This window comes from Candidatus Tisiphia endosymbiont of Mystacides longicornis, assembly GCF_964031095.1.
Classification (GTDB): domain Bacteria; phylum Pseudomonadota; class Alphaproteobacteria; order Rickettsiales; family Rickettsiaceae; genus Tisiphia.
In genome coordinates this window covers 392,128-406,398 of the sequence record NZ_OZ035004.1, presented here as the reverse complement: position 1 = coordinate 406,398, position 14,271 = coordinate 392,128, and the positions used below count along the sequence as shown (strand labels likewise).

11 protein-coding genes, 1 tRNA gene and 1 pseudogene are annotated in these 14,271 nt (G+C 33.7%); 10 read left to right on the top strand and 3 right to left on the bottom strand.

Annotation, left to right across the window (positions count from 1 at the left end; genetic code table 11):
• The first annotated feature begins 183 nt into the window (after positions 1-183).
• From ACQH6S_RS02180 to ACQH6S_RS02150, 7 genes and pseudogenes are all read left to right on the top strand, one after another.
• Positions 184-259, top strand: a tRNA-Ala gene (locus ACQH6S_RS02180).
• Between the two features lie 171 nt (positions 260-430).
• Positions 431-877 carry a transposase gene (locus tag ACQH6S_RS02175; protein ID WP_425359979.1) on the top strand — a complete coding sequence of 149 codons (447 nt, stop codon included), beginning with the start codon at positions 431-433 and terminating at the stop codon, positions 875-877.
• 478 nt (positions 878-1,355) lie between these two features.
• A complete protein-coding gene (gene rho / locus ACQH6S_RS02170) occupies positions 1,356-2,696 on the top strand; it encodes a transcription termination factor Rho (protein ID WP_410520913.1) in 1,341 nt (446 codons plus the stop codon).
• 20 nt (positions 2,697-2,716) lie between these two features.
• Positions 2,717-3,661: a malate dehydrogenase gene (gene mdh, locus ACQH6S_RS02165; protein WP_425359978.1), complete on the top strand. Its 945-nt coding sequence runs from the start codon at positions 2,717-2,719 to the stop codon at positions 3,659-3,661.
• A gap of 1 nt (position 3,662) precedes the next feature.
• The gene (locus tag ACQH6S_RS02160) at positions 3,663-4,415 is read left to right on the top strand and encodes a YaaA family protein (protein ID WP_341759649.1); all 753 of its coding nucleotides are present in this window, start codon (positions 3,663-3,665) and stop codon (positions 4,413-4,415) included.
• Between the two features lie 129 nt (positions 4,416-4,544).
• Positions 4,545-5,573, top strand: coding sequence for a hypothetical protein (locus ACQH6S_RS02155; RefSeq protein WP_425359977.1), 1,029 nt, complete (start codon positions 4,545-4,547; stop codon positions 5,571-5,573).
• A gap of 100 nt (positions 5,574-5,673) precedes the next feature.
• A pseudogene (locus ACQH6S_RS02150) lies at positions 5,674-6,902 on the top strand (IS256 family transposase).
• Between the two features lie 138 nt (positions 6,903-7,040).
• Here the strand turns inward: ACQH6S_RS02150 and ACQH6S_RS02145 are convergent.
• The gene (locus tag ACQH6S_RS02145) at positions 7,041-8,831 is read right to left on the bottom strand and encodes a hypothetical protein (RefSeq protein WP_425359976.1); all 1,791 of its coding nucleotides are present in this window, start codon (positions 8,829-8,831) and stop codon (positions 7,041-7,043) included.
• A gap of 162 nt (positions 8,832-8,993) precedes the next feature.
• On the opposite strand from ACQH6S_RS02145, the gene ACQH6S_RS02140 reads away from it, so the two are divergent.
• Together ACQH6S_RS02140 and ACQH6S_RS02135 are read left to right on the top strand one after the other, a co-directional pair.
• On the top strand, positions 8,994-9,557 hold the full coding sequence (locus ACQH6S_RS02140; protein WP_425359975.1) for an adenylyltransferase/cytidyltransferase family protein: 564 nt from the start codon (positions 8,994-8,996) through the stop codon (positions 9,555-9,557).
• A 141-nt stretch (positions 9,558-9,698) separates the two neighbouring features.
• Positions 9,699-10,451, top strand: coding sequence for an IS5 family transposase (locus ACQH6S_RS02135; RefSeq protein WP_425360875.1), 753 nt, complete (start codon positions 9,699-9,701; stop codon positions 10,449-10,451).
• 8 nt (positions 10,452-10,459) lie between these two features.
• Here ACQH6S_RS02135 and ACQH6S_RS02130 read toward each other — a convergent pair whose 3' ends face one another.
• Together ACQH6S_RS02130 and ACQH6S_RS02125 are read right to left on the bottom strand one after the other, a co-directional pair.
• Positions 10,460-10,729, bottom strand: coding sequence for a hypothetical protein (locus ACQH6S_RS02130; RefSeq protein WP_425360856.1), 270 nt, complete (start codon positions 10,727-10,729; stop codon positions 10,460-10,462).
• Between the two features lie 71 nt (positions 10,730-10,800).
• Positions 10,801-11,142 (bottom strand): hypothetical protein, encoded by a 342-nt coding sequence (locus ACQH6S_RS02125; protein WP_425360855.1) that lies wholly within the window; start codon positions 11,140-11,142, stop codon positions 10,801-10,803.
• A gap of 260 nt (positions 11,143-11,402) precedes the next feature.
• Between ACQH6S_RS02125 and ACQH6S_RS02120 the strand changes: the two genes are divergently transcribed.
• Positions 11,403-14,084 carry a hypothetical protein gene (locus ACQH6S_RS02120; protein ID WP_425364652.1) on the top strand — a complete coding sequence of 894 codons (2,682 nt, stop codon included), beginning with the start codon at positions 11,403-11,405 and terminating at the stop codon, positions 14,082-14,084.
• Positions 14,085-14,271 lie beyond the last annotated feature (187 nt).

Sequence of the window (14,271 nt, the reverse complement as noted above, 5' to 3'; positions counted from 1 at the left end):
ATAATGTGAATATATATGTCAATTCAGGAGGAGCGGGTAGCATACCGTTACCAACTTCTCATCAATGACTATAGTTAATTCAGGAGAATTTGGGGCTAGGAACGATGGAGCGACGCCTATAAGTAATAGGCGAGCGACGACGTCCCCAATTTCTCATCAATTGACTATATATGGGATATTTTAGGGGTCATAGCTCAGTTGGTAGAGCGTTTGAATGGCATTCAAAAGGTCGGGGGTTCAATTCCCCCTGGCTCCACCAGATATAAAAGCTTTTCAGCAATTTTATAATTCTCTAAAAAAATTTCTATGGCTATTTCATGGCTGTTTTTTTATTAAAACTCCCCAAAATTGACCTACAAAAAGGTCTATTTTTAACCGTTTTATGTTAAGTTATCAGAGTAGAATAAAGAAGTTGCAATAGTAAGAAGAAATGGTAGTTTCTAGTTATCGAAACCAAGAAACTACCGATATGAAGTATTACATAGAAGACCAAGCATGGGAAGCAATTTTATCATTTTTTAAGAAAAAAAAAGCTATACACAACAAGAATGAGGAGAAAATAAGACAGTTTATTGAAGCAATATGGTTTATTGCTAGAACAGGTTGTCAATGGCGTCTTCTGCCTGATTATTATGGTTGTTGGTACAGTGTTTATCGCAGATTTAAGAGATGGGTTGACAAAGGCATATGGGAAGCTTTAATGGATCATGTTAATGTTTTTAGGCAATACCTAACCCAGAATAATTTAAAAATTGCAGAAAAGTACAAGACGTCTATTATAGTTAGTTTAGGAAGATTGGCTATATCAAAGTATATTCAGCTATTGATTGTGACTTTTAATTACTTTGTAAGGGTTGTTTTATATAAATATGTTTGACAAATGTGAAATAATTCGGTAAAGTTGGTTACACTTAGTATCAATTCCCAAAAAATTAATTATCTATCCGGAAATATAAAGAATATTTAATGTTCTGCTAGGAGACTGCCTATGATAATTAATTAGTTATCATAGGTAGCCTCCTAGGAGGTTGCCTTCAATAACTAAAGTAATTCTATATTTGGCTCTTTTTGGCTGCGAATAAACATGGTTTTCTTGAAATAGATATACTATTTCTGCAAAAATCATATCTATTCTCGTCGAAAAATAGCTCAAAATATAATTAATTAGTTATCGCAGGCAGCCTCCTAGTACAAATATACACAAGGATTCCCTCGATTGATTTTGACAACAAAATGATCAAAAGTAATGATCAAAAGCAGAATGCTCTGAGAAAACCAAAACGAGCTGGAAAGAATACAGTTTTTAAAAAGTCTCATCTTAATTAAATCTAAAAAAATAAAATATGACAAGAAATATAGTGACCGACAATAAGGAATCATCTGATAACCATTACAATAATAGTATCAAGTATGATAGCCCTAATAAAGATGGTGTTGTTACCATCAATCTCAAACAATTAAAACGTAAATCACCTGAAGAGTTGCAAGTACAAGCAGAAAATCTTAACATTGAGAACTCTAGTGCTTTGCTAAAGCAAGAGCTAGTCTTTGCTATACTCAAGAAATCTGTTGAACAGGGTGATTTGATTTCAGGAGAAGGTGTACTGGAAATTCTACCTGATGGGTTTGGATTTCTTAGATCCCCAGAGGTAAATTACTCCGCCGGTCCTGATGATATTTATATTTCTCCAAGTCAGATTCGTCGCTTTGGACTACGTACAGGGGACACGGTAGAAGGACAAATTAGGGCTCCAAAACCAGGAGAACGTTATTTTGCATTACTGAAAGTAAATAAAGTTAACTTTGAAGAGCCTTCTAAGGCATATCATAGAGTACATTTTGATAATTTGACTCCACTTTATCCTGAAAAAAAATTATCATTAGAACTAGAAGATAATAGCAAGGATTTTAGTACCAGAATAATTGAATTGGTGGCTCCTATGGGTAAAGGACAACGGGCTTTGATTGTTGCTCCACCAAGAACTGGTAAAACTGTTCTATTACAAAATATCGCCCATGCTATTACCACCAATAATCCAGAAGTATTTTTAATCGTTCTGTTAATCGATGAACGTCCAGAAGAAGTAACCGATATGCAGCGTTCAGTGCGTGGGGAAGTCGTTAGTTCAACTTTTGACGAACCGGCTATTAGGCACGTTCAGCTTGCAGAAATGGTTATTGAGAAAGCTAAGAGATTGGTAGAGCATAAAAGAGATGTGGTAATATTGGTTGACGCAATAACAAGACTTGCCAGAGCTTATAACACTGTTGTCCCATCTTCTGGTAAAGTTCTCACAGGGGGGGTTGATGCAAATGCATTACAACGACCAAAAAGATTCTTTGGAGCAGCAAGAAATATTGAGAATGGTGGTTCATTAACTATAATAGGAACTGCTTTAATTGATACTGGTTCGCGTATGGATGAGGTGATCTTTGAAGAATTTAAAGGTACTGGTAATTCTGAAATAGTTCTCGATCGCAAAATAGCTGATAAACGTATTTATCCTGCGATTGATATTACTAAATCTGGCACACGTAAAGAGGAGTTATTGGTTGATAAAGCCATTCTAACCAAAATGTGGGTTCTTCGTAGAATCATTAATCCAATGGGGACTATAGATGCAGCAGAGTTTTTAATTGATAAACTTAAAAATACTAAAACTAATACAGAATTCTTTGATTCAATGAATTCATAAAATACTTTTCAGGAGGAAGTATGAGTAAAAAAACAAAAATTGCTTTAATTGGTAGTGGCAATATCGGTGGAACACTTGCCCATTTGATAAGTCTAAGAGAACTTGGTGACGTAGTTATGTTTGATATATCTCAAGGCTTTTCGCAGGGTAAGACTTTAGATATAGCACAAGCTGGAGCTATTACAGGTTCAGATGTAATTAGTACAGGTACTAATGATTATAAAGACATAGCAGGTGCAGATGCAATAATTGTTACAGCTGGAGCACCACGTTTACCCGGAATGAGTCGTGATGATTTAATTAATGTTAATAGCACTGTTATCAAAACTGTTGCAGAAAATATTAAACAATATGCACCGAACGCTTTTGTTATTGTTGTAACCAATCCACTTGATGCTATGGTTTATGTAATGTTAAAGGAAAGTGGATTACCTAGCAATAGGGTAGTCGGTATGGCCGGGGTACTTGACTCAGCCAGATTTAACCTTTTCTTAGCCCATGAATTTAATGTTTCTGTAGAAAATGTTAGTAGTTTTGTCCTTGGGGGGCATGGTGATTCAATGGTTCCTTTGATTAGATATTCGACAATTAATGGGATACCAGTGTTAGATTTAGTCGAAATGGGATGGTCAACGAAGGAACGTGTTAATGAGATAATAGATCGTACCAAAAATGGTGGCGGAGAAATTGTTTCGCTACTTAAAACGGGTTCTGCCTATTACGCCCCTGCAACATCTGCTATCGAAATGTTAGAGAGTTATCTAAAAGATAAGCGCAAAATATTAACTTGTGCTGCTTATCTTCAAGGGGAATATGGAGTAAACAATATGTATGTCGGTGTACCGGTTATTATTGGTAAAAATGGTGTGGAAAAAATAGTAGAAATAAAATTAAACGATGAAGAGCAAGATTTATTTAACAAATCAGTAGATGGAGTTAGAAAGTTGCTTGAGTCAGTAAAATAGTATGCTCAGTATAATCTCACCAGCGAAAACTCAAGATTTTACTTCTCAAATAGTGGGGTTGCCATCGATGCAACCCCATTTTTTTACTAAAACACAAGCTCTTTTACAAATATGTAAAAATTTGTCACAAAATCAGATTAAGCAGTTAATGGGGGTTAGTGATAAACTGGCTGAGCTTAATTATCATAGATTTCAAGATTTCGATAACCAACCTCAGAAGCAAGCGATATTTGCCTATGATGGGGATGTTTACAATAACATTGATAGGAAGAATTTTACCGCGGAGCAGTGGGATTTCTTGCAAGGACACACGTTAATTATATCAGGTTTATACGGTGCACTAAGAGTTTTTGAAAAAATAAAACCTTATCGACTAGAAATGTCAACAAAATTGCCAAATTTTGAAAAATTATCAAATTTCTGGCAAGACGATATTACCAATTATATAAATCAAATATTAGCAACTCACCAAAATAAATATCTCATCAACCTAGCATCCAATGAATATTCCTGCGTCATCAATCAAAATGATCTTAAATACCCAATAATTAATATATATTTTAAAGAAAGAAGAAATAATAAATTACAAATAATAGCAATAAATTCCAAAAAGGCTAGGGGCAGCATGTTTAATTTTATTGCAGAAAATCTTATAGACCTACCGGAAAAATTAAAACACTTTTCTAAACAAAATTATCAATATAGCGAAACCGAGTCTTCCAATAACGATTGGATATTTGTTAAAAATGCATAAGTTGCAACATTGTCATTACATTTAAATTTAAAGCTAATAACTTGTAATTATATCTGCTAATTATATTTAAACTTTTTGCTATTTTGATTATTATTTTATTAATGACTTATAAAATTAGTGGAATTATTTATGGAATTTAATCGTAACAAAGCAATTATTGGTTTTATTAAAAGCAAGGAAGGTCAAGAACTTACTGCTGATCAAATAGTTGATTGGTTAATAGAAAAATATCCTGAAGAAATCAAGAAAAAAGCAGAAAGAAGTAAAAATAAATCATTTGTTAGGGCAATTACTGAAAAGCAAAAAAATGGCATTATGCGAAAAATTCTTAAGGGAGAAATGCATAAAAATTGGTTTAAAAGCATACAGAATCAGGAACCTAATATTAAAAAAGAAGACTATCCACTTAGATATTATTATACTATAGTCAATTCAGGAGAAGTAGATAGCAGGAGCGATGGAGCGACGCCTATAAGTAATAGACGAGCATTGAGCGATGACGTCCCCAATTTCTCATCAATTGACTATAAAGAAACTAAGCAGGTAGAGAGAGAATATACTGAAAAAGAACCAAACATAAAAGAAAAAGAGATATACCCAAAGCTTTCAGACTTTCTTTTACAAGAGTTGGGTGTTCATAGCAAAATTATTAATGACAAATGTTCTTCAAACTATAAAGGTACTAACGGTAATAAATGGTTACATCCTGATCTAGTAGGAATGGAGGATCTTACTAAAGATTGGGCATTAGCAATCAAGGATTGTGTGCAACAATTTGCCGATAAAAAAGCTAAGCTTTGGTCTTTTGAGGTAAAGGTTGTAATTAATAGGGCGAATGTACGACAATATTTTTTTCAAGCCCTATCAAATTCCTCATGGGTTCATTATGGATATTTAGTAGCTTCTTCTTTAGTAGAAGGCAAGGGTGGAAGTACTTTACGGGAGCTAGAAATTCTTGCTGCTAGACATGGTATAGGATTTATTTTATTAAATATAAAAGATCAAGTTGAGAAAGGTCGAATACTAATCCCTGCAAAAGAAAGGTTAGAAATTGATTGGGATATGGCTAATAGATTAGTTAAAGAGAATAAGGGATTTGAATCTTTTATAGGAGAGGTTAGAGATTTTTGTATGACAGGGAAAACTAGACTCTCCTAATCGAAAAACAATAATTAGTGAGTCTATAAGGCTCTGTCCAAAAAACTGTGTAAATTTCAAAATAGGTTATATATAAAAATATAACAAAAAAGGAAATTACATGAATAAAAAAACTAGTGAATCAATAAATCAAGCAGTAGATTTATTAATAGATAATAATACAGATGTAAGCACGATAATAAAAGAAGGAGGTTTATTAAAAGAATTGACCAAACGCTTAATAGAGAAGGCACTACAGTCAGAAATGAATAATCATTTAGGCTATGATAAATACAGTCGTGCAGATAATGATAATGCTCGTAATGGTATCACTAGCAAGAAACTAATCTCCGAACATGGGGTTGTTGAGATAGAAGTACCAAGAGATAGGCATTGTACCTTTGAGCCAGCAATACTACCGAAAAGACAGAAACGTTTTGATGGTTTTAATGACAAAGTACTATCATTATATGCTAAAGGTATGAGTGTATCTGATATTAAGATTCAATTACAAGAATTGTACAATGTTGAAGTAAGTGAGAGTTTAATCAGTCAGGTTACCGATGATGTAATGGATGATGTAAAAGCTTGGCAAAGTAGACCATTAGAAGAGATATATCCGATAGTATTTTTTGATTGCTTAGTAGTAAAAGTCAGGCAAGACAAAAGGATAATCAACAAGGCAGTATATGTTGCGTTAGGAATTGATTTATCTGGTAGAAAAGATATATTGGGGTTATGGCTTAGTGAAAATGAGGGAGCAAAATTTTGGCTTGGTAATTTTACTGAGATGAAGAATAGAGGACTAAAAGATATACTGATTGCCTGTAGTGATAATCTTACTGGTATGTCTGAGGCGATAGAAGCAGTTTATCCAAAAACTGAACATCAATTATGTATTGTACATCAGATTAGAAATAGTTTAAAATATGTATCGTATAAAGATAGGAAGCAATTAGCTGGTGATTTAAAGCCGATATATACGGCAGTAACGGAAGAACAAGCCCATTTGGCGTTAGTATCGTTTGAAGAAAAATGGAATAAACAATATCCACAAATTGCCAAATCTTGGTATAATAACTGGAATAATTTAATGATTTTTCTAGGGTATCCAGAGGCAATTAGAAAGGTAATTTATACCACTAATTCAGTTGAATCTGTTAAGTTAATAGTCAATTGCGTAAAGTAACAAATAATAAGCGTGTTTTTCCTAGTGATAATGCTGTGTTTAAAAGTTTATATTTGGCAATTGACTATATGACCAAAAAATGGACTATGCCTATCCAAAATTGGAACGAAGCTATGGCTCATTTGATGATTAAATTTGAGGATAGAATTAATAAAATTTAATGACCTAATTTTGGAATTTTACACAGTTTTTTGGACAGAGCCAAAAATTGCGGAAGTCGGGGGCATTTTTAGATACCTACTTTCGTAGGGATACCATTTTCCTATATTTTATTCAAAACACGTTAGCTATACATAAACTTAACGAGTCCTCTCATTCTTATTATGAGCTAGCTTCCTTGTAACAGGGACTCTAGGAGTCACTGGAGGTTTTATAATTTTATATGCTGAAAGCTTACTTATAGTAGGCTTAAGCTCTATAGGAGTAGGTTCTGTAGTTGAAGATAGTATTTTATCAAATGAGTCTGGGTTTATTTTCCTAAGTTTTACTAACCCTTGGGTTGTAATCTTCTTAAGAGCAACATCTTCTTTTATTCCATCCTTTTTATTCTCATCTAGAAATTTGGATAATTTTGCTTCTAGAACACTGTCAGACATTGCATGAGACCAAATGGCTTCGTTAATTTTGTTTTCAACAAATTTATCGCTTTTCTTTTCTTCAACGCTTTTTACTGCTGCAGAAATTTTTTCTAGTTGGCTATTGTCAACAGTAAACTTCTTATTCCACAAACTAGTATTACCCTTCTTCACAAGCTTGTCTGTAAGATTTTTTGCTAAAATATCTGTATTCTTTTTTAGATATTCAGGATCAAGAGCAGACAAAACTTCTGATAGCTTACTTTCAATTTCTACCCGCTGTTCAGATTTTATTTTGGCATTTTTTTCTTTTAAAATCGCATCAATTGCCTTAGAAATTATCGGCGAGCTTATTTCCTTGTTGATTTTCTTGTTCGGTTTTTCTTCTGGAAGAACAATCGATTCAGGCTTCACTGACTGCTCACTTTTTTTACCATATTTCTCAGTTAGATGATTGAGAACATTGTGTAGTGATTCAGTAGAAATACTCCAATCTTTGAAAAGATTCAAACCAAAAGTTTTATGCTTTTCAATATTTTCTGCAAGCTTCGGTATTATGTCTCTTTTGTCTCTTCGTAGATCATCAGGATCAAGTTTGATCAATTCCTGAAATAATTGTTTAGTAATTTTTTCTTTCTGCTTGTCTGGAATATCATTTCCTGCTTTAATTTTATTAACAACTTCTTGTACTACTTGTTTTACTTCTAATTCAAATGCCTTGCCATCCATATCTTTAAGAATGCTGTTAATAGAATTAGCGAATTGCCGGATATTTTCTGTTGTAATTTTCTTGTCATCTAGTATACCCCAGTTGCCTTCAACACCGCCTACTGTAAAAAATTTAAGAGTTTCTTCATTAATCAACTTGACTAGTTCTGGAAATTTTTGGTGTGATAACATAGACAACATAGCTTTCTCTAGTTCAGGCGGAATATCATGGATATAAGGTGTAATCCTGGAAAAAAATGCTTGTCCCTTGTCGGCATGTAGAAAAGTAGGTTTTCCATTTTCATCCTTGTCCATAATCCTTGCATCTATAAACAGCTGATCAATGAAACGTCTATTTAGAAGCTTCCTAATTCCCTCATTAGTTGATAATCGCCCTGCTACTTCTTCCTGGTAATTTTTCATTTCCTTCTTAAAATCAGCAAAATATTCCGAATCAATACCTTCTTTAACCATTTTTTCAATTTTTGTATTTATGGCTTTTATAGTTTCTGGTAAGCTCTTAACATCTCGTGCATTTTTTCCACCATAATCTTTCTCTGCTTTCTCTTTTGTTAAAAAACTTTTACATGCTGTAGAAAAATCAGACTGGTTAATGTCAATAATCCCTCCATTAGCTCTTGCTGCAGTTGCAAATGCATCCATAAGAAAACCTTCGTTAGATATTAAGTTCTTCCGAAAAGTTTCGATAATATTAGCCACTTTTGTTGCGACGGCACTTTTTTTGCCTTTAACATCAACACCTTCGTCACTATCGTAGCCAGAATCATTACCATCATCATCTATCATAAATACATCCTATCATTATTAAAGGTACGTTATAATTTTGCCAAACACTATCAGTAAAGTGTAATAGCTTTTTAATGTCAAACAAAAAATCGAAAAATAGAGATATTTATTGTACTCTAATCTCATATCTCATATATATATTATGATTTGGAGAATTGGAATATGGTAGAAGATAATTACTCAAAAATAATCTGTTATAATAATACATCATTGTGTAAATATTTAGAAAAAGAGCAACTAGTTTTAGTCGGGGGATGTTTTGATTTATTGCATTATGGTCATATACAATTTTTACGTAAAGCCAAAGCTCAAGGAAAACATTTAATTATAGCTTTGGAACCAGATGAAACTATTACGAATTATAAAAAACGTAGAGCCATCCATAGTCAATTGCAGCGTGCCGATATCTTAAGTAGTTTAAGCTTTGTTGATAAAGTAATTATGTTACCTCTACTTAAAGGTTTTGATGACTATAATCAATTAGTACAAAATATTTGCCCATCGATAATCGCTGTAACAAAGAATGATCCTCAGCTTAGTAATAAGCGTATTCAAGCTAAACTTATAGGAGCCCAACTAATTGAAGTTACTGACTTAGTAAAAAATCAAGAGATACAGGTGGTGTTTAGTACCGATAATATACTCAATATGATTGACTCATATGACCAGAAAATGGACTATGCCTATCCAAAATTGGAACGAAGCTATGGCTCATTTGATGATTAAATTTGAGGAATATATGTTTGGTAAACTAATCCTAGGTTCTGTTGACAAAATTTTATGTTAAGTTATCAGAGTAGAATAAAGAAGTTGCAATAGTAAGAAGAAATGGTAGTTTCTAGTTATCGAAACCAAGAAACTACCGATATGAAGTATTACATAGAAGACCAAGCATGGGAAGCAATTTTATCATTTTTTAAGAAAAAAAAAGCTATACACAACAAGAATGAGGAAAAAATAAGACAGTTTATTGAAGCAATATGGTTTATTGCTAGAACAGGTTGTCAATGGCGTCTTCTGCCTGATTATTATGGTTGTTGGTACAGTGTTTATCGCAGATTTAAGAGATGGGTTGACAAAGGTATATGGGAAGCTTTAATGGATCATGTTAAAGTAGATGTAGATATGGAATCAATGATGATTGATGCAACTATTGTAAGAGCACATGCTTGCTCATCTGGATATATTAAAGGTAATCAAGAGGAAGCAGCTTTAGGTAGAAGCAAAGGTGGTTTTAGTACTAAAATTCATGCCCTCGTTGATGCATTGGGTAACCCACTGAAGTTTATACTAACTGCTAGGCAAAGAAATGATATCACTCAGGCTGAAAATCTTACTAAAGATGTTCAGAATACGACGGTGATAGGCGATAAAGGATATGATAGTAGTGCGTTTGTAGAAAGCTTAGAAAATAAGGGGTGCGAGGTTGTTATCCCACCAAAATCTAATCGTAAAGTACAACGTGAATATGATAAACATATTTATAAAGAACGCCATTTAATTGAATGTTTCTTTGGTAAAATCAAACATTTTAGGCGTATATTTTCTAGGTTTGATAAAGCCCCAGCCACCTTTTTAGCCTTTCTAAATTTTGTTGGAGCTTTAATATGGTTACGTTAAAAATTTTGTCAACAGAATCTAATGTTTGCATAAGATTTCCAGCCCGATAGATTTGCTTTAGTACCGTCAAAATACAAACTCGAGGTTGGTGTATTGAGAGTACCTAACTCATTTGGTAATGCGATTGTCCAAGACTGGGTTGCAGCGACAGAGCGTGCCTGAGTTTGTAGATTAGCGACTTGCGTAGTTAAGCTATTAACAACATTATCTCTTTCTCTTAGGCGTTGTTCTAAATCAGCTATTTTATTAAGCAAGTTCTCGGTTTCATATTCTGCCATAATATCCGATAAATGCAAACTAGCTAGTGAGGTTAAGCTTTGGCTTAAATCTTTACTACTCTCAAGGCTACTTAGGTTGTCATCACTCTTATTATGTGCAACTCTGCTTTATCCACCTGGCTAGGTGTAAAAATCTTTCCGCCCAAATGAAATTTAGCAATATCTGGTAAATGATCGCTATTACTCGCGTAAACATTTTTCATGATTTTTTTAAGATTTTCGATATCTTGTAACTTGTTAAATTTGACAGTAATTTTTCTCATATAAATCCCCTGTAGTATCTGTATTTCAAGGGAATTATTATACCATAAAAAATCACAATTTGCATCATATTTCGTGATATTTTTACCTCGTGTTTTTAATTTTATAATTATCACTAAATTTGATATTCCACAAATTTCTTTAAAAATCACTTTACATGTTAAAATATATTAATATTATACAAAAACTATTAGACTTTAATAGTAAAGATTATTTTGTTATACCATAGAATAGAACTCGTGCGGGTCTAAAGAACGTCATTGCAAATTATGTCATTCTTAGCAACAGCGGGAATTTGGATACCGCACCGAAGCAGGTATGACACAAAACAGACTTGCTTAGTCACCGCTAAGCAGCCCCTAGCAACGACGTCATACTAATCTAGTTAGCTATAAATAAAAGAGAGGAAAAAATGCCATTAGAAGAAAAAATTGCACAACAAATAACTACTAGTAAACTTGACCTTGGTGGTAACCAGATAGGATATGCTGAAGCACAGAAACTAGCAGAAACATTAAAGATTAATAAAACTGTTACTAATCTTAACCTTTATAATAATCAGATAGGAGATGCTGAAGCACAGAAATTAGCAGAAGCCTTAAAGTGTAATAAAACTATTACTAGTCTTGCCCTTTATAATAACCAGATAGGAGATGCTGGGACACAGGCTATAGCAGAAGCCTTAAAGTTTAATACTTCTATTACTAAATTTTACATTCACAATAACCAGATAGGAGATGCTGGGGCACAGGCTATAGCAGAAGCTTTAAAGACTAATCACAATATTACTTATCTTGACCTTCATCAGAACCAGATAGGAGATGCTGGAGCGAAGGCTATAGCAGAAGCCTTAAAGGATAATCACTCTATTACTAATATTTATATTCATAATAACCAGATAGGAGATGTTGTAGCGAAGGAGATAGCAACAGAATTACAGATCAATAGAGATCCTACTGAAAAAGCCGCTAAGAAACTAAAACAGCAACAACAAGCAGAGGCAGCTGAAAAAGCTAGACAAGAGGCTGAAAGACTTGAGCAAGAGGAAGCTAAGGCAGCAAAAGAAGCAGCTGAATTAAAAGCTATAGAGGAAGCAAAAGTAAAAGAATATATCCCCAATATACCGGCTGTAAAATTATTTGAGGTAGCAGGTGAGGATAATCAGTTTGATAATGATGATCAGGCTATTATCAAGGAAGTATTAGATTTAATCCAAGAAGGTAACGACCGCCTGCAGGAACATGGCAAAAAGGGGATATTGTTACTTGGTAATACTGGGGCTGGTAAGAGTACACTCGCTCACTTGCTTAGTGGCATAGAACTGCAGGCGATTAGAGATAATGCAACTAACAAACTGGTTATTGATGCGATGTATCCACTTGAAAATATCGCCATTGGTCATAAAATGACTTCTGAGACTAAAATTCCTAACAAATGTCTCGCTAAAGACCTAATCATTTGGGATTGTCCTGGCTTTAATGATACTGACCCTGTTCAGGAAATCGCTAACAGCTTCTATATTAAAAGGCTCTTTGAGACCACAGATCAGCTAAAATTTGTGTTGGTGGTAGATGAATCAAATTTAAGTAGTAATAGAGGCAGTATTTTCCTTGAAACACTATATAATTTTATAAAAAGTTTTAAGGATATTGAATCTGTAGAGGGCATATCTTTAGTAGTTACCCATGTAGAAAAAGGCACAAATATTCAGCATATCATAAACTCTATATATCCAATATTAAGAGATAATCAAATATTAAAATATATTCAAGGAGCAACAGAGAAATGTAAGGCACTGATTGATAAGCTCAAAGATGGTAATTCAATACATCTATTCCATAGACCAGATAAAGAAGGGGGGTTAACTGTACCTGACTTACTTGCGGAAATAGACAAATCATCCACATATTCTGACGCTAATAGTGAGATGGTCAACATAGCTATTTCAAAGAAAGCTATGGACTGCTCATCGCATCTGTTAAATACTGCAAGTAATAATTTTAACCAACTATTAGAGGTGATAGTTAAAGCTATTGCTGATGCCACTCACTGCTTAAATATTAATCCACTTAATGCATTTTCTGAAAATTATGCTATTGTCAAAGATTTGGTTCCGTCATCAATTAATTACAATGAGCTAAAGCAACATAGTGAAGGTGAATATTTTCCAGAGTTGGAGTTATTATCAAGATTGCAAAAAGTGCTTAACTATAATCAAATAGATAAGATACCAGATGCCTTAATGATCTTGCAGATAGCAGTGGAACTTTTTGCTGAATATGCTGAGTCTGATAATTCTCAGCTTCAACATCAGATACAAGATTACGGTTATTGCTTACAGCAGCAATATGAATATGTGAAATTCTTCGCTAATGTCTGTGGAGCTAATTTGCCTGATCATGCAAAAATTGCAGAGTTAATAACAGCTTGCCATACTAAAGTAACAGAAAATCTTGAGTATCAAGTTAGTAGTTTGAAGATTGATGAGAACCAATCTGACCGAGAGTATTATACTAAAGCTATCGAATATCTGGAAAATTACAAAGACTCTCCTGCCTGCAAAAATCTTAAGGCTATAGCCTATAGTTGCTTAGCTAGTATTGCTGAGCATGATGGTGCTAATGAATCTGCCTTGACTTACTATGCAAAAGCTATAGATGCCAATAGCCACCTACCAAAAATATATGAAGAACTAGGACAACTACTTTTTAACAAGGGTGAATATGCTAAGGCAATTGACTGTTATAAAGTAGTAAATAATGAATTTAGTATAGAAGAATGTTTTAAAGCATGGTTAAAGCAAGATAAAAGAAATCCCGATATAAAGTTAAAGCAGGCTGAGTATTTTGAGTCTATAGGTTTATTTGAAAAAGCTAAAACATATTATCACAATGCATTCAGCCTAAGTCATGATGAGAATTTTAAGGTTGCAGCTTACAAGAAAATTGCTAACATTATGCTTAATGCCACTGCTCAAGGGCAAGATTTTGCCACTAAAGCGGAGGAACATAATTTGTACAATTTTCCCTTGGTAAATGAAGAATTTACCAAAAATTTACTTGGCGACATAGTTGAAAAATGTGATTTGTACTGATTTAGCATTGCTCAATTTACAAACGTCATTGCGGAGCTACTTTAGTAGCGACAAAGCAATTGTAAGTTGTCATTCCCGCTTCGGTGCGGAATCTATAATATCTCAGGGCTTTTTGAGCTGTATTCTAGATCCCGCACTGAAGCAGGGATGACACAGAGATGGATTGCTTCGGAGGCTTACGCATCCT